This window comes from Sphingobacterium sp. UBA6317 (assembly GCF_002440385.1).
In the GTDB taxonomy this organism is placed as follows: Bacteria; Bacteroidota; Bacteroidia; order Sphingobacteriales; family Sphingobacteriaceae; genus Sphingobacterium; species Sphingobacterium multivorum.
Genome location: NZ_DJTD01000022.1, coordinates 64,695 through 87,550 on the forward strand (window position 1 = coordinate 64,695; position 22,856 = coordinate 87,550).

At 40.8% G+C, this 22,856-nt stretch carries 14 protein-coding genes; 13 read left to right on the forward strand and 1 reads right to left on the reverse strand.

Annotated features, from left to right (window positions below):
• Nucleotides 1-5: 5 nt before the first annotated feature.
• The 10 genes from B3E92_RS06265 (at nucleotide 6) to B3E92_RS06310 (ending at nucleotide 16,087) form a co-directional block, all read left to right on the forward strand.
• A complete protein-coding gene (locus tag B3E92_RS06265; protein ID WP_088160188.1) occupies nucleotides 6-1,097 on the forward strand; it encodes a DKNYY domain-containing protein in 1,092 nt (363 codons plus the stop codon).
• A gap of 368 nt (nucleotides 1,098-1,465) precedes the next feature.
• Complete coding sequence (locus B3E92_RS06270; protein WP_286895913.1) at nucleotides 1,466-2,929, forward strand: hypothetical protein; 1,464 nt, start codon at nucleotides 1,466-1,468, stop codon at nucleotides 2,927-2,929.
• Between the two features lie 127 nt (nucleotides 2,930-3,056).
• The gene (locus B3E92_RS06275; RefSeq protein WP_075991001.1) at nucleotides 3,057-3,584 is read left to right on the forward strand and encodes an RNA polymerase sigma-70 factor; all 528 of its coding nucleotides are present in this window, start codon (nucleotides 3,057-3,059) and stop codon (nucleotides 3,582-3,584) included.
• Between the two features lie 96 nt (nucleotides 3,585-3,680).
• Nucleotides 3,681-4,628, forward strand: a complete 948-nt coding sequence (locus B3E92_RS06280) for a FecR family protein (RefSeq protein WP_088160186.1) — start codon at nucleotides 3,681-3,683, stop codon at nucleotides 4,626-4,628.
• 67 nt (nucleotides 4,629-4,695) lie between these two features.
• A complete protein-coding gene (locus B3E92_RS06285; protein WP_286709380.1) occupies nucleotides 4,696-8,040 on the forward strand; it encodes a SusC/RagA family TonB-linked outer membrane protein in 3,345 nt (1,114 codons plus the stop codon).
• Between the two features lie 51 nt (nucleotides 8,041-8,091).
• Nucleotides 8,092-9,612 (forward strand): RagB/SusD family nutrient uptake outer membrane protein, encoded by a 1,521-nt coding sequence (locus B3E92_RS06290; RefSeq protein WP_075994630.1) that lies wholly within the window; start codon nucleotides 8,092-8,094, stop codon nucleotides 9,610-9,612.
• Complete coding sequence (locus B3E92_RS06295) at nucleotides 9,606-11,459, forward strand: alkaline phosphatase (RefSeq protein ID WP_112373852.1); 1,854 nt, start codon at nucleotides 9,606-9,608, stop codon at nucleotides 11,457-11,459. Before B3E92_RS06290 ends, B3E92_RS06295 begins: the two co-directional genes overlap by 7 nt.
• Before the next feature lie 165 nt (nucleotides 11,460-11,624).
• Nucleotides 11,625-13,418 carry an alpha-L-fucosidase gene (locus B3E92_RS06300; RefSeq protein WP_239468797.1) on the forward strand — a complete coding sequence of 598 codons (1,794 nt, stop codon included), beginning with the start codon at nucleotides 11,625-11,627 and terminating at the stop codon, nucleotides 13,416-13,418.
• 211 nt (nucleotides 13,419-13,629) lie between these two features.
• Nucleotides 13,630-15,525, forward strand: coding sequence for a sensor histidine kinase (locus tag B3E92_RS06305; RefSeq protein WP_286775371.1), 1,896 nt, complete (start codon nucleotides 13,630-13,632; stop codon nucleotides 15,523-15,525).
• 127 nt (nucleotides 15,526-15,652) lie between these two features.
• The gene (locus tag B3E92_RS06310) at nucleotides 15,653-16,087 is read left to right on the forward strand and encodes a response regulator (protein WP_159332726.1); all 435 of its coding nucleotides are present in this window, start codon (nucleotides 15,653-15,655) and stop codon (nucleotides 16,085-16,087) included.
• A gap of 106 nt (nucleotides 16,088-16,193) precedes the next feature.
• On the opposite strand, the gene B3E92_RS06315 is transcribed toward B3E92_RS06310, so the two are convergent.
• Nucleotides 16,194-17,969: an aminopeptidase P family protein gene (locus B3E92_RS06315; protein ID WP_115047148.1), complete on the reverse strand. Its 1,776-nt coding sequence runs from the start codon at nucleotides 17,967-17,969 to the stop codon at nucleotides 16,194-16,196.
• 235 nt (nucleotides 17,970-18,204) lie between these two features.
• Here B3E92_RS06315 and dacB point away from each other — a divergent pair, with 235 nt between their 5' ends.
• The 3 genes from dacB (at nucleotide 18,205) to ruvA (ending at nucleotide 22,619) form a co-directional block, all read left to right on the forward strand.
• Entirely contained in the window at nucleotides 18,205-19,629 is a 1,425-nt protein-coding gene (gene dacB / locus B3E92_RS06320) for a D-alanyl-D-alanine carboxypeptidase/D-alanyl-D-alanine endopeptidase (protein WP_083295836.1), read from the forward strand.
• Between the two features lie 93 nt (nucleotides 19,630-19,722).
• The gene (locus B3E92_RS06325) at nucleotides 19,723-22,005 is read left to right on the forward strand and encodes an NADP-dependent malic enzyme (RefSeq protein WP_115047144.1); all 2,283 of its coding nucleotides are present in this window, start codon (nucleotides 19,723-19,725) and stop codon (nucleotides 22,003-22,005) included.
• A gap of 32 nt (nucleotides 22,006-22,037) precedes the next feature.
• Nucleotides 22,038-22,619, forward strand: a complete 582-nt coding sequence (gene ruvA / locus B3E92_RS06330) for a Holliday junction branch migration protein RuvA (RefSeq protein WP_115047142.1) — start codon at nucleotides 22,038-22,040, stop codon at nucleotides 22,617-22,619.
• The last annotated feature ends 237 nt before the right edge of the window (nucleotides 22,620-22,856 follow it).

Below are 22,856 nucleotides of genomic sequence, written 5' to 3' on the forward strand. Positions count from 1 at the left end.
CGAGTATGAAAAATATCTTAAAAATGGGAATAATAAGTGCTTTGATAGGCCTGCTCTTTTCCTGCAAAGAGCAAGTGAGTCCTTTGTCTGAAGATTACTACAAAAAGAGCGGTGCGATTTATTTTATACCGGGCGGAAACGGCTTTGAACGAGGTTCGAGAAAGATGGTTGCCGATCTGGCAAGTTTTGCTGTGATCAAAGAGGTCTATGCCCGCGATAAAGATCACGTCTATTTTATGGGATGCCCGCAAGAGCTGGTCGATGTAAAGACATTTCAACTGAAAAACAACATTCCAATCGATCAGGAGCATGTATTCAAGTTTGAAGGTTTTGCTTCGCCTACTTCAACGTGTAGCCAAAATCAGCTCACCATTATCGAAAGAGCAGATCCTGCAACTTATACAACATTATATCATCAACTTCCAGCACTAGCTAAAGATAAAGCACATTACTTTTATAGGTATCAACCGCTGAACGTCGACTATGCTTCATTCAACGTAGTTAACAGTAATTTTGTAAAAGATAAAAATCAGCTTTTCGTAGTAACAGACAAAGCGATTCTTCCGCTCCACTATAAAACAGAGAACGTTAAGGCTCTCAATATAGCCTATCTACTACTGAATGACCGAATACTGCTCTACTACGAGCCTTATCAAAACATCGGTATACTGGAGATCGAACTTCCTTCATCAAACAACATAAAATTCCTTAATGATAAGACAGTAATCATTGACCAATTGGTGATTATCTCGGGTAAGCAATTTGAATATGCAGCGGTCGATGCCGAAAGTTTCGAGCTATTGGAAGGGGCAAATGGAAAAGTCCTTTGGTCGCGCGACAAAAATCATGTCTATTACGAGCAACAATTATTTGCCGAAGCAGATCCGAAAACCTTCGAGGTTCTCAAGTTCGCTGTAGCAAAAGACGCGAACCACATTTTCATTGGAAATAAAATATTCAATGGCCCTGATGTAAAAAGCTTCAGAAAGGTTGACAAGTCGCGAGTAAACCATGATTTCGAAGATGACCGGGGCAACAAATACTGGTACCAAACCAACAAAGGGGAGGTTATTTTGGTTCCGGTTACTAAAAAGTGATCACACTAATCGGCTCAACAATAAGCGAAATTTGAGCCGATTAACCAATTTAATCGGCTCAACCCCAAAATTAGCGCTGCTCCTTCCCGATATCATCTGTCCAATCAACGGTTAATATTATATTCCAACAGGCTATAACTTACAATATACGGTATTCCATTTCACTTTCATTACACTAAATCTCTCCTGATTGCCGTCAAGATAATCACTGAAATCGGCTATTTTTCCAAAGCTTGTTTTCCACTACTTTAGCTTCGAAACCAACGCGTTTCAGAGCGTGTACGATTCGCATTCGGCCTCGATCAACGAGAGCAATTGCAATAACATGCGAGTTGCAAACAAACAGGTTCAATTTATAGAAAAAAAGGATGATCAAATCAGTATTACTAAGTATAACAGCTATGCTATGTATCACAGCATGTGCACAGGAATCCGCCATAATCACAAAAAATGACCGGGTTAAATGGATTCCCTATCAAACCAAAAACAAGCAGTTTGTCTATGTCGACAGTGCATTCCATAAGAAGCTATCCCAAGAGTTCCATTGGGCTCAGCCGTTCAGGTCCACAGGATATGCACTGGTAGCCAATGAAAAGGATCAAACAGGGATCATTAACAGCAAAGGTGAATTTATCGAACATTATTCCGACGCAGATTTACAGCTCTTAGACCTCAAACAGCTGACTCTCGTAATGAAACGTCAGGAATATGAAAAGAAATTGCCCTTCTGGAAATGGAACTGGAATATCCTAAGCAGTTATATCAAGAAAACAGCTACTTATGTTAAGCTCGAAATACGGGTATTGGAAAGCAATCAGGTCCTGTTGAAAAAAGATATTCCTTACGATGAGAACGAGTATAACCTTGCAACTTACCCCTTAGACGACAAGCACCTGATCCTCAATGGAAACCTGTATCTGCTAAAAGATCAAAAACTTAAGAAAATAGAAGAACACATTGAAATGCCCTTGGAAAACGGTCGTTATATTCCAGCATCAGCAAACAGTTTTGCCATCCTTGATATTCAAAGCAAAAAAAAGGTTTTATCCGCTTTGACAGGCATTGACAAAATAGACCTTCTTTGGAAAAATGAGGTCATACAGCTCGATTCCATCAATCAGGAGCGCTACAGCCCAACAATCCCCAAACTACTAAAGGACAATAATACAGGGACTATATATGCCTTTCCACAATACGACAAAGCTTTTCCAAAACAAATTAGACAAGCCAATGCGACACAGATTGCCTTTCTAAAAGAAATATCCTTAGTTTATTCGGTGACTAATTCGCCCTATTTTATTCTGGGCAGATTTAACTACGATCATGCGATCTGGGCTTATGATTGGCTATATATAGATAAAGATGGCAACTTATTGGACACCATCAAAGCCCCGAATTTCTATATCCTGGATCAGGTGGGTAATTTGGTGTGGCCAGACAAACACATGTTACTCACCTCGAATGCCATGGAAAAGAATTGGAAGACCGGAAAAATAAAATACATCGATTCATCAGAAGATCTTTATTTAATTGATGTAAAACGAGGTGATCTGGAACCTACAAAAGGCCTATGGAATTCAAGTGCAAAGACTTGGGATATAAACCCCGATTTCGAACATATTGAAACCTTAGATGGTAAACGACAAATCTTCGCATTACAGGAGCATAAAGATGGTCGCTATACTTTATACAACAATAAGACAAAACAACGAATCGGCAACAAAAGCTACATGACCATCAATCCCAACGGTTGGGTACAACATAAAAATGAGCACAATCAGAATGAGAACTATTTTATAGACATTGCTACGGGCGAGGAGTATAAAGAATAAAAATATACCGCTCAATTTCAGCTCAAATTGCCAAGATTAATTTATAACAGACAAAATATACTCTTTAAGATTTATTAACTTTAAAGGAATACTGAGTTATTAGCTTTGTCCAATTAAAACTGATCTTGTGAGCGAATTATTGATAGCATCATTAAAGCGAGGTGACCACTTTGCCATGGAACAGATTTTTAATCTGTATTGGGAAGCCATATTTGATGCAGCTTTTAAGAAAATAGGTGACGAAAATGTGGCTCAGGACATTACCCAGGAAATCTTCATTTCGCTGTGGGAAAACCGTGAACAGGTCATCATATCTGGTGGCCTTGCAGCCTATCTACATGGGGCTGTAAAATTCAAAGTAATCAACCATTTTCGGAATACGACAGTTAAAGATGGACACAAAGCCGAACTAGCGACTTTAATGAACCAACAATATGCGGATTCAGCGGACGACCTGCTGATCCTAAAAGATGCGCAGCAAAAAGTTGAAGAAGCGTTGATGCAGCTTCCCGAACGTATGCGACTGGTCGTCACAATGAGCCGCAAGCAAGAAAAATCAATCAAGGAAATTGCGAGCGAGCTGAATGTATCGGTACAAACCGTCAAGAATCAAATTACCTCGGCCATGAAACTGCTCAAAAAAAGCCTCTCTTAGGCAGTTCCTACATTTTTTTGAGTGTTAACAATAAATTAATATACTCCTAATATTTTCGACTAGTACCAATTCCCATTTGAAGTGACATGTATTCAAATGATGGAAGAAAAAGCAAAGCAGCTACTGCAAAAATATTTAAATGGAGAGGCCAGCGCCGCCGAGATTAAACAAGTCGAAGATTGGTACGCCCAACTGGATAACGCATCAAAAAAAATTCCGCAGGAACGCAAGGCAGCACTGCGCGAACAATTATTGGCCAATATCCAGTCCGGTATTTCAGAAAAGGAAAATAAACGACCTTCCCTGCTGTATTCACCTGTATTCAAAATAGCGGCCGCTATTTTAATGATTGCTTCTATAGGACTTCTTTATTGGAAAGTAAATAATCAACCTATCGCACCATCTGCGCAGATCGTCACGACAACCCTTGCAGGTGAACATAAAAAGATTGTATTGGCAGATGGTTCGGAAATTATCATGGAACCATCTTCAAAAATCAGCTATCCAAGTAAATTCAGGGGAAATATCCGTGAAATAGCACTTACTGAAGGGGAAGCTTTCTTTGATATTGCCCACGACGAGCAACACCCATTTCAGGTACAGCTTGCATCCAAGCTAGCGGTTAAAGTATTGGGTACCTCCTTTCGGATAAAAGCCTATCAGGCTTCCGACCAAGTCGAAGTCACTGTTGCTACCGGTAAGGTTGCGGTACAGCAACAAGATAAAATCTTGGGTATATTAACCAAAAACCAGAGTTTACGTTACAGCAAAGAAACCGCACAATCTTCGCGTAGCGTAGTAGAAAAAAATACCGCTGTCGCCATAGCGTTTGATGGAACAAACCTCCAAGAGGTCGCAAAAAAACTGGAATATATCTACAACATTGAAATTATCTTAAAGGATACATCGCTTAGGTCTCTAAAAACAACAGCCACATTCAATAGCACACAAAATCCAGCAGAAATACTGGATATTATCTGCAGCCTACATCACCTTAAGTACAGTACGATTGAAAAGGATAAAGTATTTAAAATCCACAAATAATGTCTAAAAATTTACCTAAAACATCTTAGTCACCATGCGTAATTCATTACCTAATTATTACAAAAAAATGAAAACACCTGCATTCAAGAGAGAATTCTCTTTTTACCGGATCATGAAGTATCCCTGCATCGCATTTTCGATTACTTCAGTATTCTGCAGTTCATTGATGGCCTCCCCAAGCATGGCCCAACGTTTGGACAAAAGCAGCGTAAACATCAAAATAAGCAAGGGCGAAAAACTCGATGTGATTCTCCACAAAATCGAAAGTCTTTCGGGCCTTCATTTTGTTTACAATCCCGATCTATTGCAAGAACGGAACACAATCTTAAGCGGCAGCTTTAAAACTGAACCCGTTCGCTCCCTCTTGAATAAGCTTGGAATCAATGCAGTGGAAAAAGAGGACTATGTAATCCTGAACACACAAGCAAACATCAAGGCAGACCGAATCGTTACCGGTTTTGTAAGAGATACAACAGGGGCTGCAATTGCGGGTGTTTCTGTAAAAGTAGTAGGTACGCAGGTTGGGACCACAACAGATATAAAAGGTGCATTCCGTATCGAAGCAGGACCGCAAGCCGTACTTTCCTTTTCGATGGTCGGATTCCATTCTAAAGATGTTTCTGTTGGTGAAAATGAAGTTATAAATGTAACGCTAAGCGAAGAGCGTTCGACCTTATCAGAAGTTGTTGTAGTGGGATATGGAACCCAGAAAAAAGAAACATTAACAGGTGCTGTCAGCTTGGTATCACTTGACAAATTATCGTCTAGATCTGTCAACAGTGTTGGCGAAGTATTGGCCGGTAAATCACCAGGTGTTATTGTTACGAATGAAGGTGGTGACCCAACTGCAACGCCACGTATCAATATCAGAGGCGCCGGTGGTATCAATGGCGAAAGTGTACTCTACGTTATTGACGGTTCAATTTTCCTAGGCACCCCACAGCTCAATCCAAACGATATCGAATCCATTTCGGTCCTTAAAGACGCATCGGCAGCGATCTATGGAGCGAGAGCTTCCGGTGGTGTGGTATTGATCACCACTAAAAAAGGAAAAAAAGGACAGATGCAAATTAGCGTTGATGCCAAGTTAGGTCAACAAAGTGCATGGCGAAAATTACAGCCTTTAAACGCCGAACAACGTGCACAAGTAGCTGCTACAGCCGCTCAAAATGGTGGAACAACTATCCTACCTGCTTTTGATCCGACCAAATACCCAGAAGGTTTAGTCACCAAAACAAACTGGATGGATGAAGTTTTTAGAAACGCGACACTACAGGATTACAATGCTGCAATTAATGGTGGTAGCGAAAAGTCTAACTTTTACCTGAGTTTTAATTACCGCAACGCCGAGGGTATTGTATTGAATACCAAAACCAAACGCTATAATTTCCGTATAAATTCAGAACATCAACTTACCCCTTGGTTGAAAGTTGGTGAAAACTTATCCTATAGCAGTACCAATGGAAATGGCGCCAATACCAGCAGTGACTATACAGGAGCCCTACTTTCTGCCATTTATTATCCAACTAATGGAACCCCTTACAATGCAGATGGAAGCTTTGCTGGTCTACCGGGTCCATTCCCTGGCGATTACGGTGATATCATTAATCCTGTTGCGGAACTGATGCGCATCGACATCAACAATCCGGTCAATGTCCTTGTTGTCAATCCTTATGCTAGCATCCAATTGGCAAAAGGCTTAACATTCAGATCTAATTTAAGTATTACTAAATCGAATGCTCGATTTAAAAGCTTTACACCAAGACGTCCTGAAATAGGTAAACCGGTTTTGAGCAATAGTCTAGTTGAACGAGCTGATGATGCAAATGATATCCTTGCAGAACAAGTTTTAAATTACAAAACTTCTTTCGACAAGCATCAACTTGACCTAACTGGTGGTTATACTTTTCAAAAAACAAAGAATACCTATCTATATACTTCCGGAGCAGGTTTTGACGATGAGTCCAAACAATACCGTTATTTAACAAATGCGAATACCATTCAACCTTCGGAAAGTGGCTATGCTTCAACAGCAATATCATCGCTATTCTTAAGAGCAAACTACAGTTATAACGACAAGTATTTACTATCGTTGATTGGTAGACGAGATGGTTCATCCATGTTGACAAAAGAAAATAGATTTAAAAACTACGCTTCTGCTTCAGCAGGATGGGTAATCAGTAAAGAAGAGTTTTTAAAATCAGTAACCTGGTTAGATCAATTAAAATTACGCGGTAGCTATGGTATTTTAGGTAATCTCGGTAGTTTGTCAGCTGCAGCTGTTAACCCGCTACTAGCATCGACACAAAGTTATTTCGGCCAAACACCGACCTTACAAAAAGGATACGTACAAACGATTTTGGCCAACAAGAACCTCACTTGGGCAGAAAGTAAGCAGACCAATATAGGTGTAGATTTGGGAATTTTCAACCATTTTAACTTAGTCGCCGATTACTTTATTAAGGAAACAAATAAAATGATCCTGACCAGATCACTGCCAGGTACAGCAGGTTTAAATAGTCAAACGATCAACGCGGGTTTAGTCAAAGACAGAGGAATTGAGCTGGGATTAACGTACAGTAGTTCAAAAAATTCCGACTTTACTTATTCCATCAACGCAACCTTAACCAAATTAAATAACAAGGTTGAAGAATTAGCACCGGGCTTGAACACCATTGCTGTGGGTACTAATTTCAGAAATGAGTTAGCCCCACTCTCTATTACCGTCGGTCAACCGCTCTACAGCTACTATGTACTAAAAACAGATGGTATCTTTCAGAGCCAGGCCGAAGCTGATAATTACAAAAATGCCAATGGACAAAAAATTCAGCCTAATGCAAAAGCGGGAGATTTCAAATTTGTAGATATCGATGGCAATGGTTCAATCGGACCTGAAGATCGTTATTTTGCGGGCAGTGCATATCCAGATTTCTCCTATGGATTGAGCTTTAATGCGAATTATAAGGATTTTGATTTTAATATTTTTGCTCAGGGCGTTCAAGGCAACAAGCTTTTCAACGCTATCAAAAGAACAACGTATAGTGCGAGTGGACCTTCTTACAATAAGTTAACGGGCATTTTGGACGCCTGGTCTCCAGAAAATCCAAACGGTAAAGTGCCGATCATCTCCACTTCAGATGCAAATGGCAATTTCAATGCGTCTGATTTTTACATCGAAAATGGTTCCTACCTCCGCATTCGTAACGTTACATTAGGCTATACCTTACCAAAATCAATTGCAAACAAATTTAAGATGGGCAACGTACGTGTTTATGCAACGGCCAACAACCTATTTACCATTACGAAATATACAGGTTTTGACCCAGAAATTGGAATGGATAACAATGGTCTCGACGTGGGACGTTACCCACAAGCCCGAAGCTTTATTGTTGGTTTAAATGTCAATTTTTAATCTAAAAAAAGCCGATGATTTATACTCATCAGCCATAAAAAAAATAAAACGATGAAAACGAATATAAAATACCTTGCAATAGCAGCAGTAGCACTTTTTGCATCGTGCAATAAACAATTAGATATAACACCAGAGGGTTCTCCCTCCGCACAGAATTTCTGGAAAACGGAACAAGATGCGATCAAAGCAGAAGCCGGGATGTACGAAAAGTACAATGAAGAGGATTATTACGGTCGCGGGATGTTTTGGTTTATTAATGCCAGTGACGACATGGTGACAGGACGTAACAAGCCCGAAGCCGACAATATTAAAAACTTCAACCGCAATTACATCGGTGGTGGTTATACAGAATCTCAATGGAGCATGCGTTATGCGATTATAAAGAGGGCCAACGATATTATTATCAATGTTCCCAATATAAGCATGGATGAAGCGCGAAAAAAACAGATCATTGGCGATGCCTATTTCAATGCAGGTCTGGTTTATTTTCAATTAGCGGCAAACTATGGTAACGACAAGGCGGGTGTGCCTATTGTTACGCCTGAAACAGATGCTTCTGTTCCTGTAGCTAGAGCCAACAACGTTAACGAAAACTACGATTATATCATTTCACTACTATTAAAAGCGGCCGACAACCTTCCTTATTTTTCTGAGATGAAGGATACCGATTATGGTAAAGCGCACAAAACAGCTGCATGGGCCTATTTATCAAAAGTATATCTGTACAAAAAAGATTATACCAATGCTGCGAAGTACGCGGATATGGTGATCAGTTCGGGCAAACATGATTTATTGACCAATTTTGTGGATGTGTTTAAGGCGGCTAACAACTGGTCCAAAGAATATATTTGGTCGGTGGTCTGTACGCCAAATGGTGGTGGTACTGGCTGGGGCAGCAAACTTCCAGGTGTTATGCTTACCAATAAAGCTTGGGGAATCTACAACGGCTGGGGCTACTATCTACCGACAAAAGAACTTTACGATTCTTTTGAAACAGGTGACTTGCGTCGTGAAGCAACAATCTTGAAACCAGGGGATAAATTCCAGTTTTTTGGCGAAGAACGTACATTTACAAAAGACGGTGGTGCGACTTCGAACTACCAGTTCAAAAAGTATATGGAACCATTTTCATACGCCAACCCTATTCCAACACACGTTAATCCAAATGGCGACAACGGAACAACAGACCTCAATGTACCATTGATGCGTTATGCCGAAGTATTATTGATTAAAGCTGAGGCCGCCATTAATTTAAATGGGGCTGGAGCCGGTGATACTGAATTAAATAAAATTAGGAAGAGAGCTGGTTTAATAGCAAAAAGCGGAATGACTCTTGTAGACCTAAAACGCGAGCGCCGCAATGAGCTTGCTGGTGAATGGGCAGACCGTCACCGTGATTTGGTCAGATGGGGCGATGCGCAAGCTACCTATGCCAAACCTTTACACGATTTCGATGGTGCTGTAATTTGGCCGGCTAGAAATTTCAATCCGCAAGTACATGATGTTTGGGCAGTTCCACAACGCGAGATCGACAACAGTTCCGGCGTCATTAAACAAAATGCAGGATGGTAAAAAACAATAAATTAATGTGGCTGCTATTTGCCGGCCTAAGCATTCAGTCAGTTTCTGCACAACAGAAACTGACTGCCAATGCAGGTCACAGCCACAATGATTACAAACAGCAAATCCCGCTGTTGGAGGCTTACTATGCTGGAATGGGCTCTATCGAAGCGGACGTCTTCTATCGCAATGGAGAGCTTTACGTCGCCCATGAAAGCAGCGAAATCAAACCAGGGAAGACGTTAAAAAAACTTTACATCGACCCTTTAATTGCTTTCTTTAAGGAGAACGGCAATAAACCTTATGCCAAACCTGAGCAGACCTTGCAGCTCGTGATTGATATCAAAGAAAATTACGAACAGGTATTGTCTAAATTGTTGGCCGATTTGAAGGGCAACGAATCTATATTCGACCAGCAGAAAAATCCTTCCGCCATTAAAATTGTCGTCAGCGGTGAAATCCCGCCGCCGGAAAAGTTCGACAATTATCCATCGATGATTTATTTTGATGGCCGGCCGGAAAAAGATTATACGCCGGCACAGCTCAAACATATTGGGATGATCAGTCAGGATATTAAGCAGTATTCTGTCTGGAATGGCAAAGGGACACCTACTCCACCCGACCTTGAAAAGATGAAATCTGTGATAGACAAAGCGCATAAATTGGGGAAAACCTTTCGTTTCTGGGCAACCAAAGACAGTCCCAATAGTTGGAAAGAACTTGGTCACATGGGGGTAGACTGGATCAATACAGACCATCCTACTGCGCTTAAGAATTTCTATTTAAACAACGCTAAAGTCGAATACGAAAATCCAAAGGCCTACGTTCCCTATCAGCCAACCTATAAAAATGATGGTGCAACGAGCAAGGTTAAGAACGTTATTTTACTTATTGGTGATGGCATGGGATTGGCTCAAATACAAGCGGGTTTAAGTGCCAATTTTGGTCAGTCCAATATCATCAATATGAAACATATTGGTCTTTCACGCACCGAAGCATCCAATTCGGATTTTACCGACTCCGCTGCGGGCGGGACAGCTTTGGCTACTGGACATAAAACCAATAACCGTTACATTGGCGTGGATGCAGACGGTAAATTGTTGAGCGCTATTCCTGATACACTTGCTCAACACGGGATCAAAAGCGGTATAATCAGTGCGGGAGATATTACAGATGCCACTCCGGCTGCATTTTACGCACATCAGATCGATCGGACCATGTCACAGGAAATTGCGGCAGATTTCAAAAATAGCCATGTGGATATCTTAGTTGGATCCCGTCGCGAAAGCTTCCTCAACAACAAGGATAACACGCTGATGAAGCAACTGACCGAAAAAGGGTATCAGCTTCAGCAAAATTTAGGTGATTTTGAAAAAGCGACATCAGGCAAACAGCTCGTACTCCTGGCGGATTCTGCGACACGAAGAATACTCGATGGACGGGGAGAAATGCTAAAAACTTCCCTCTCAAAAACGATTGAGCTTTTGTCTAAAAATAAAAATGGCTTCTTTATCATGGCCGAGGGTGCACAAATTGACTATGGAGCCCATGCCAACGATCTTCCCTATGTTGTTACCGAACAACATGACTTTGATCGGCTTGTCGGGGAAGCCCTAAAATTTGCGGACCAAGATGGTGAAACACTCGTCATTGTCACTGCAGATCACGAAACTGGCGGACTTTCCCTGTTGGATGCCAATTATAAAAAGGGAACTGTTAGGGGCAATTTCAGTAGCGATGACCATACCAATATTATGGTACCTGTCTTTGCTTATGGACCCGGTGCGCAAAATTTTATTGGCATCTACAACAATACAGCAGTTTTTAAAAAGATTATCCAGGCCTTTAACTTGAAATAATCGCGTTAAAGCTTCATACTAAACAAAGACCCTTCGTTTAAATACGAGGGGTTTTCACTTTTTTACAGACGACATTTTATCCTTCAGAGCCACTTCAAAACCCAATTTAAGGATCGATATTCGATTTTTTGCCTATCTTGTAAGTCAAAAAACAGAACAACCTTTATGATACCATCAATCAAGCGACTACTGATTCTGTCATTATTGCTATTCAGTATTTCGGCCAAAATATTTGCACAAACTTCTGAAAAAGCCTCATGGTTTAAAGATGCCCGCTTTGGCATGTTCATTCATTGGGGGCTGTACAGTGCAGCTGAAGGCATGTGGAAGGGCGAACCTTTGCGTTATATGAATAACTATGCCGAGTGGTTAAGATATCGCAACCGCGTCTCCAAAGAAGAATACGGTACCTTGGCAAAACGTTTCGACTGGAGTAAAATAGATCCTGAGCAATGGGTTCTTCTAGCAAAAGAGGCTGGGATGAAATATATCATCATCACCGCCAAACATCATGATGGTGTTGCCCTTTGGGACACAAAAGTTGGTCATTATAGCCTCCCAAAATTGAGTGGTTCCAATCGGGATGTCATCAAAGATATCGCAGAGGCTTGTAGAAAGCACGGCATGAAATTAGGTTTTTACTATTCCCATTGGATTGACTGGGAACATCCATACGGCTGGAATCATCAACAGGAGCTGTCGGGACATGTTACCGATGCCCAATACAATCAATATTGGCAGGAGAAAGTTATCCCTCAACTTCGCGAACTGATGACCAACTATGGCGACATTGCCTTGATATGGTTCGACATGTGGATCCCTTATCAAAAGTCGATCATAAAAAAAGAACAATTACTGCAAGTTGTCAAACTGATCCGTGAACTACAGCCTAATTGCTTGATTAATTCACGTCTAGGTCTTCCTACGGATGCGGAGAACGTGGATTTTGAGACATTAGGAGATAACCAATTTGGCAGCAATTACATTAACCATCCATGGGAAACCCCTGGGACGATTGCCCATTCATGGGGTTACAACGGTCAGGAGAATGAATGGAAATCAACCAGTCAAATTTTCCAATCGTTGATCTCCAATGTAAGTCTCAACGGGGGCTTCACCTTAAATATCGGGCCACGTGCCAATGGAACAGTTCCCTACGAAAGTGTCAGTCGTCTGCACGAAGTCGGAGATTGGCTAAACAGTTATGGAGAGGGCATCTATGGCAGCACCGGCCTTGATCTAAAAAACAACCATTTCGATTGGGGTTACCTCACGACCAAAAAAGAAGGGCAAAAAACAGTCGTATATGCGCACGTCTTTAATTGGCCCTTAGATCATACACTTCGGATTACAGGAATCAAATCGACCCCAGAACAGGTTTCCCTGATGAACGGAAGTGTATCTACGGCGCTAAAATTTGATCAAAGTCTCAGTCTAATCCATATCCAATTACCTGACGCGCAACCTGATCATTATGTTTCAGAAGTTAAATTGACTTTTAACAGCCCGCTAGAATTGGACAAAAATACAATCCCGGAATCAACCTTTGGTGGCTTTTCGTTGAAATCAACCAATAGCCTCAACCAAGGACTCAAAATTGTACGCTATAACGGCAAAAATCCAACGCATGCGATCCTGACGGGTGATACGAAGATCGATTGGGAGGTAACCATCCCTGAAGCAGGCGTCTACTCACTCGATTTTTCAGCACATAATCCCAATAAACAAAACAGTGTTTTTGAAGTCAGTACTGCCAATCAGCGGTTGCAAGGAAGTTTTGCTCCTACAAACAAAATGGTGGTCGAGCCCAATGAAAACAACTACACAGAAGAATTTGTCGAAAACCGCATCGGCAAATTTAAATTCGATAAGCCCGGAAAATATATCGTAACCTTTAAAAGTAAAGAACTACAGCCACTTTGGTTTAACTGGATTTGGCTCGAAAAAATGAAGAATTAAACATACGTTCCTCGGTACAGAACATGTAAAACACCAGCAGGCAGATTACTATGCCTACATAACAATCTGCTTGCTAGCAATTTATACAAAAAGTTACATATTTTAATATTTATTTATTATTTTGGGGTAAAAGTTACCAATTTTGCAAATAGGGGCTGATAGGCCACTTATGCTTATAAATGAGAAAATTAACCCTAAACATTGTTAGATAATGCATCTGCAACGGGACTCTTTATCTGTGCTTTCTGACCAAACTGTAAATACAAGGTTGGAGGGATTAATCACGACCACCGATGATGGCACTATTCTACTGTTTAACAAACGCGCACAAGAGCTTTTAGACCTCGAAAGTACGGCAACCACCAACAAACTACATGATTTAATTACATTTTACTCAGCAGATGATCTTTCGGAACTATCGCCTACAGAAACGCCATTTTTTAGTGCTCTTTCCAAAAACCAAAACCAAAATGAAATTATCCTAGGAAGAAAAAAGGATCAAGAGTTTAGATGGTATCAATTCAATGTTCATCTTACTATAGAAGACAATAAAAAAGGTCTTTCAATCTCATTTATTGATGTATCGAAATTGGTCAATAAAAATCGTGTCCTAGAAGATAAACAACACCAACTTCAATTGCTTGTTGCCTCATTGAATGATCTTGTATTCGAAGTAACCGATACTGGAGTATTTAAAAACTACTGGACCAACAATCCGGATCTATTGTTCTATACGCCAGAAGAATTTCTAAATAAGAGCCTCACGGAGCTTTTCCCACCTGATCTTGCAGTGCCCGCTCTTCAATTAATACAAAGTTCATTAAAATTGGACCGCGAACTTAAGATGGATTTTCAATCCAATTTAAAAGAGCACAAAGACAAATGGTACCGTTTACAGATAAAACCTATACATAGGGCGCTGAACCGGGTAGCCCTGGTTATTTCCGACATTACAAAACAAGTCGAGTCCAATGAAAAGAGTAAATTCAATGAACACAAATTTAATCAAGCATTTTATTTATCTGGTCTGGGAATATCTTTGACAAGCCTCGAAGGTTACTGCATAGAATCCAATAACATGTTAACCAAAATTCTTGGTTATTCTCATGAAGAAATGTCGACAACCAAGTTTACTGATCGAACACACCCAGACGATATAGATAAAGATGTTGAACTTAGAGAAAAACTTGTCAGGGGCGAAATTGAAGCATTTACGCTTCAAAAACGCTATTTACATAAATTAGGACATTTTGTATGGTGTTCTGTAACGGTTGCGGCAGTTTTTGATAATGCCAATACCGCACAATTTCTGATCGTCCAGGTGCAGGATATTTCCGAATCAAAAAAGAATATAGAAATTCTAAAGAGGCAAAAGATTGAATCGGATCTAGTCAAAATAGATCTTGAAACCAAAATACGACAACTGGAAGAATTTGCTAACATCCTCGCTCATGATCTAAAGGGCCCACTCAGTAATATACAGATGCTTATTGACGAAATCAAGGTAACTGATGACGAAAAAATAAAAGCAGATTTTATGAACCTTCTGGATATTAGCAGTGACAACCTGACTGAAACATTACATGATTTGGGGGGTATACTTGATATCAAATCAAACAATTCACTGATTTACGAGCAATGTAATTTTCTCGATGTATTCAAAAAAGTGCAACAGCAATTTCTGGAAGAAATACAGCAAAAAAATGCGACTATTTCCATCGAATTCAATGTAAAAGATATTTATTATCCTAAGATTTACCTGGAAAGTATCTTAAGCAATCTCCTGAGTAATGCACTCCGATTTACGGCAAAAGATAGAGCCCCTAGGATCGAAATACATACGCATCTGGAACAAGAAGGAACCTTATTAACGGTTAAAGACAACGGGCTGGGTATTAACCTACCAAAATACAAATCTGAGCTGTTTATGTTCAAAAAGGTTTTTCACCGTGGATTTGAGACTAAAGGTGTCGGATTGTTTCTCATAAGATATCAGATCGAATCATTGGGCGGAAAGATCGATGTACAAAGTAAAATCGATTCGGGTAGTACCTTTTATGTCAAATTTTTAGAAAAAGCATATAAAAATCCGCTGATACAACTATAAAAAATAGCGTTCAATCCTGTTCGTAGAAAATAACTGCTAAGATCCTGGACAGCGTGATCTCACAAGTAAAAGAGTAAAAGAAAAACTGCGATGTCAATCAACGACAAAGATGAGGTTTATTGACACGATGAAAACATTATTAATCAAAAAGACCATGACTCCTGAAACTAAAAGAACGATCATTCTCATTGATGATAATGCCATTTTACGTACTATTTTCGGCCATATGCTACAGGGATTTACCGACTATGAGATTGACTTTCATTCCTTCAAAAATGCACTGGATGCATTGGATTTTTTGGATAACAATGACATCTGCCAGTCGCTGATGCCACCCATACTCTTTGTGGATATCAATATGCCATTTATGACTGGTTGGGAGTTAATGGATGTACTTGAAAATAGTACAGACTTCATCAAACGAACCAAGATTTTTATTGTCAGCTCCTCTACGAGCAAAAGCGATCAGGAGCAACTGGCTAATTATCCTTTTATAAGCGGTTTTATTCTGAAACCTTTTGGAAAAGAATCTATTTACGAGATTTTGAAAAAAATCGATTAAAAAAAAGCCCCCAAAACTTTATTACTTAATTATTGGAGGGCTTTTTATTTTGACAACTTATTGTTGTGGACAGCGGACAGCCACTGTCGTTATTCTTTTTGAGCGATTAAATCGCCTGACACTTGTCTGCCAACCAATTCTTTTCCTCAACCGTAAGATGAGTCGATAATTGATCAAATACCCACTGATTATAGTTATTTAGCCAGGCAATATGTTTCTTATCCAATAAGGATTTTTCGATTAAATCAGTTGCGATATAACATATTGTTAGTGTCTCAAAGTCCAGGAAGTCTCCAAATTCGGAAGATCCTGCTCTACGGGTCAACACGAGGTTCTCAATGCGAATACCATGTTTGCCGACGCGATACAATCCAGGCTCTATTGAAGTGATCATACCTGGTTCAACAGCAACATCTATTGCTGCTGCATTGAACACTTGTGGACCTTCGTGTACATTCAAGAAGAAACCGACACCATGTCCCGTACCATGCCCATAATTGCGTAATGTTTCCCACAATGGACGACGCGTAATTGCATCGATCTGATAGCCGCGCGTTCCAGTAGGGAAGATAGCCTGAGAGCCTTCTATTGTTCCCTTGAGCACAAGGGTATAATCCTCTTTTTCCTCCTGCGTAAGACCTCCAAGCGTTACCACTCTGGTAATATCCGTTGTCCCTGTAGTATATTGCCCCCCAGAATCGACCAATAGTAAACCTTTAGGCTCTAGTGTATAATTCGATTTTTCATTAGCCGAATAATGCGGCAGGGCACCGTGATCCAAATATCCCGCAATTGTCGTGAATGAGACGTCAACAAAGCCATCTTGACTTTCACGAAATCCACGTAATTTGTCAGCAATAGATAATTCAGAAAGCTCACCAGAGGAGACATTCTCTTCCAACCATTTGAAGAAACGAGTCAACGCTATACCGTCTTTTACAAACGTATGGCGGTTATTTTCAACTTCAACCTTATTCTTAATTGCTTTTAAACTCGTCGAAGGGTTTATTTTCTCAACAATTTTAACCCCTTTAGGTACGCTGTCGAAAACAGCAAAACAGGTGCGTTTGGGATCGATAAGAATAGATGCAACCTCCAATGTCGGAACTGTCTCAAAGAGATCCTCATAAGCTGCAATATCCACTCCGTAGCCCTTCAGTTCTTCAGTTGCCTGAGTTGTCAGCTTCGAAGGTTCGATATAAAGCGTTGCATTTTCTGCTGTAATTAATACAAATCCTAAAACAACAGGGTTACAAGGTACATCTTGACCACGGATGTTTAATAACCAGGCCAGGTCATCCAAAGATGAGATCAGATGAGCCTCCGTTCTATTCTTTTTCATCTCCGCGCGGACAGCTTCAATTTTAGAAACCGTTGACTGTCCCGTAATATTTTCGTCCAGCAGGTAGGCCTGTGCCTTAGGAAGTTCTGGTCGTCCTTCCCATAATGATGACAACAGGTCAACATGACCATCTACTTTAATCTCCAAAGGCTCCAAAGTATGCTGAACAGATTGAGCCACTAATAAAGAAGCGAGATTGCCGTCAAACGCAACTTTAGCACCAGCGCCCAACTGTTCGCCCAACCAATCTGCATACTCCGCTGCACCTTGCACTTTCAATTTCACCAATTCAAAGCCTGTTCCCGCCAATTGCTCTGCTGCTTGGACAAAATAACGAGAATCGGTCCAAAGGCCCGCAAAATCCTGCGTGATTGCCAAAGTACCTGCTGATCCGGTAAAACCCGATGCCCAGGCGATGCATTTATAACGTTCCGGTAGATATTCACTAATATGAGGATCTGATGATGGGATGATATATCCATCGATTCCCTGAGCCTTCATCGCCTCACGAATGGCAGCTAATTTTTCGATATGCTTCATGTCGTTTATACAATTTTACGCAAGTTAGGATTTTTTAGGGGCGAATGCCTAACTTTAAGCCAAATAAAACAAACGAAACACAGCGAACGCTTTTCCCTAAAATTGGCAGCGTTCCAGGAATTACAATACGTCCAATGGAATATCCATGAGTTCCAAACACGAATAAAAATAACCGTGCCAACAAGCTCATCGAAGATAAACTGGGATATACCCTAGGACTATAAAAACATGATATATGAACCAATTTGTGCTAAGTGCCATTGCTTTTTCTGCCTACACGTTAACGACCGTTGCTACGCCAGTATATGCACAGGATCTTCGTAGTAAAATTCAGGATGCATTCACGCAATTTCAAAATCAGGAAAACCTCAGAAATGGTTTGAGCTCATTGACCGTTTTCGACGCAAAAACAGGCCAGACTGTATTCGCAGCAAATGAGAACGTCGGATTGGCGACCGCTTCCACCATGAAGGTCATCACTTCGGCTACGGCCTTGGACTTCCTGGGCAAGAATTTTCACTTCAAAACAACCCTGTATTATACAGGTGAAATCGACGAGAACGGAGTGTTAAACGGAAATATTATTGTGACAGGTACGGGGGATCCTACCCTCGGCAGCGCCCGCTACCCGGAGACTCAAGCAACAACGATACTGAACAAGTGGCTTACAGCAGTCCAGAATGCCGGTATTAAAAGTATAAATGGCGCAATCATCGCCGATGACCGGCTTTACAATGGCAACCAGCTTCCAGGGGGCTGGATCTGGACCGACATGGGCAATTACTATGGTGCTGGAATTTCTTCCCTCAATTGGTGTGAAAATGCCTTCGGCATAAATTTTCTGCCAAGCACTAAAGTCGGAGCTAAAGCTGAGATCGCCAATTACACAACGCCAGTTCCGTATCTGGAAATCATCAATGAAACAACCACGGGTAAATCGGGAAGCGGAGACAATGTGTACGCCTATGCCGCTCCCTATTCGACCAAGATATTTGTGCGCGGCACCTATGGACAGGACCTCAAGAAAACTATCGAGCTCTCTTCGCCAGACCCGGCCTATGATCTCGCTTATCAATTAAATGAAGTACTAAGTAACAACGGTATTACCGCCAGCGAACTACCAGCTACCGGGACCAAGATGGATTCAGTTGATATTTCAAAAAAACAGACCCTCGATATCCATTTATCTCCAACCTTAGACAAAATTGTCTACTGGTTTAACCAAAAGAGCATCAACCTTTACGGAGAGGCCTTGTTGAAAGCGATTGCTTATACAACAGCTGGTAAAACGGGCACCGAAGATGGCGCCTATTATATACAGAAATATTGGAATGCCAAATTAGGCATAAAATCCAGTGAACTCAATAGCATGGATGGCTCTGGTCTATCACCTCAAAATAGGGTGACCACATCTGCCATGAATAAGATTATGCAATATGCACAAAAACAAAGTTGGTACCCCGCCTTCTACGAAAGTCTTCCTACATATAACAATATGAAGATGAAAAGTGGAACAATTGGTGGCGTACTTGGTTATACAGGTGTACATACCAATAAAACAGGACAGTCATTTACCTATACTTTGCTGGTCAATAACTATTCTGGGTCTGCGTCCAATATGCGCCAGCAAATGTTTAAACTATTGGATGTGCTGAAGTAACATATTATTGTCTAATTATAATAAGATATTGGCAAATATTTCCAATTATCAAAAAGAATGATAGATTTGTAGCCTTAAATTAATAAAATCGTAATGAGTAACACTAATCGTAAACAGGCAGCGTTAAACTACCATGCAATGGGTAGACCTGGTAAAATAGCTGTTGTTCCGACCAAACCAACAAATTCGCAAAGAGACTTGTCATTAGCATATTCTCCGGGTGTAGCGGAGCCATGTTTGGCTATTGCTGAGAACAAAGAAGATGCTTATAAATATACCGCAAAAGGAAACCTTGTTGCTGTTATCAGTAATGGTACAGCAGTATTGGGCTTAGGCGATATCGGCGCCCAAGCTGGTAAACCAGTCATGGAAGGTAAAGGATTATTATTCAAAATTTTTGCCGACATTGATGTATTTGACATCGAAGTGGACACCAAAAATGTCGATGAGTTCGTCAACATCGTCAAAGCATTGGAACCTACTTTTGGCGGGATCAACCTGGAAGATATCAAAGCACCGGAATGTTTTGAAATCGAACGTCGTCTAAAAGAAGAAATGAACATCCCAGTGATGCACGATGACCAACATGGTACGGCAATCATTTCGGGTGCTGCATTGATCAATGCCTGTGAAATTATCGGAAAAGATATTTCTAAAGTGAAAATCGTCGTGAATGGCGCTGGCGCAGCTGCAATGTCATGTACTGCAATGTATATTTCAGTAGGTGCCCGCAAAGAAAATATTGTGATGCTGGACAGCAAAGGTGTTATCCGTACGGATAGAGAAAATCTGGATAGCATGAAAGCACAATATGCAACAGATCGCGATATCCGCACCCTGGCAGATGCTGTAAAAGATTCGGATGTATTTATTGGTCTATCGGCAGCGGATGTTATGTCGGCAGAGATGTTGTTATCGATGGCTCCAAACCCAATTGTATTGGCAATGGCAAATCCAAATCCGGAGATTGCTTACGATTTGGCAATGGCTACACGTAACGATATTATCATGGGTACAGGTCGATCAGACTATCCTAACCAGGTAAACAATGTATTGGGTTTCCCATACATCTTCCGGGGTGCTTTGGATGTACGTGCAACAGCAATCAACGAAGAAATGAAAATTGCGGCAGTGCATGCAATTGCAGATTTGGCGAAACAACCTGTTCCCGAAGAAGTAAATCAAGCCTATAACACCAGCAATTTAAAATTCTCGGAAGAATATATTATTCCAAAACCTACCGATCCGCGATTGATCACTGAAGTTTCCATGGCTGTTGCAAAAGCTGCCATCGCATCAGGTGTAGCACAGACCGTAATCGAAGACTGGGATCAATATAGCGACGCATTACGTAAACGTCTGGGTAAAGATGATGCGATTATGCGCAATTTAACCATGGCTGCTAAAAGAGATCCTAAACGTGTTGTTTTTGCAGAAGCAGACAATTACAAAACGTTGCGTGCGGCACAGATTGTTAAAGAAGAAGGCATTGCTATTCCAATTCTTTTGGGTAGAAAAGATAAAATCGAACGTCTAATCAAAGAATATGCTTTTGAACTGGATGGCCTTGAAATTATCGACCCGGTTGCTGAAGTAGATGGCGAAACGGAGCGCTCGAAGAAATTTATTGAGCATCTTTATAGCAAAAGACAACGTCGTGGTATTTCGAAATACGACGCCCGTAAGTTGATGTACGACCGTAACTATTTTGGTGCCTCTTTAGTGGAATTTGGCGAAGCTGATACCCTAATTTCCGGTATGACCAAAAATTATGCAAATACAATCCGTCCGGCATTGCATGTAATCGGTGCTAAGCCAGGCAGCCGTGTGGCAGGTATGTACATGATGTTAACCAAAAAAGGACCAATCTTCATGGGCGATACAACCGTAAATGAAGACCCTACAGCACAAGAATTGGCAGACATTACCCTGTTACTGGATAAAGCTGTGAAACGTATGAACATTCAGCCACGTATTGCATTACTATCTTACTCTAATTTTGGTTCAAGTGAAGGAAAAACGCCAACAAAAGTAAGAGCAGCAGCGCAGATTCTACACGATCAACATCCAGAGATTATTGCTGATGGTGATTTACAAGCAAACTTCGCCTTAAACAGCGAAATGTTGACCGCAAACTTCCCGTTCAGCTGCTTGAATGGAAAATCGGCGAATACACTTGTATTCCCTAATTTGGAGTCTGGAAATATCGCTTATAAATTATTGCAAGAAGTTGGTGAAGCTGAGGCAGTAGGTCCAATCCTTCTGGGTATGAACAAACCTATTCACGTATTGCAACTGGATAGCTCTGTGCGCGAAATCGTCAATATGGTTACCATTGCCGTAGTAGATGTACAAGCACATCTTAAAAATTTATAGAATAGCTTAAAATCTTCCTATATTCGTATACTATGTACGAATATTTCATTGGAAAATTAGCATATAAAGCCCCCACTCATGTTGTTATCGATGTGAGTGGGATTGGTTATTATGTCCACATCTCGCTCTATACCTTCTCCCAAATCAAGGATCAGGAAAACTGTAAATTATTTATTTCACTTCAAGTTCGGGAAGACTCACACACGCTTTATGGCTTTGCAACAGAAGGCGAGAAAAAATTATTCGAAAATTTGATCTCTGTTTCTGGTATTGGCCCCAATACAGGCCGTATGATCCTATCGTCAAACACACCCGATGAGATCCAGTCTGCCATCGTCAATGGCCAGGTTGTCCTCATTCAAAAGATTAAAGGAATTGGCCCTAAGACAGCACAACGTCTTATACTGGAACTTCAGGATAAATTAAAAAAACAGGGCTTCGAAGCTTTGGCATCACCTATCCAATCCCAATCAGTTCCGGACGAAGCATTGTCAGCACTAGTGATGCTCGGATTCAACAAAGTCGCGGCAGAGAAGGTGTTAAATACCATTTTAAAGACCGAAAGCAATCTTTCCGTAGAGGATATGATCAAATTAGCATTGAAACGACTTTAATGCATAAACATTTGCTGAACATATCCGATATTAATCATTAGATGACGGATACGTGCTATTCATGCTGTAACGTAAAAGATATAAAGGAACCTTCGGGTTCCTTTGTCATTTCCCGAACCTCAGTTTTGCAATACTTCGCGCCCTATTAACAGTGCTTCAAATTTGAAACATCAAAAAGATATTGCTATAAATAATAAGGAGCTGATAGGGACTTTATAGGGACCTCATTCGGACCTT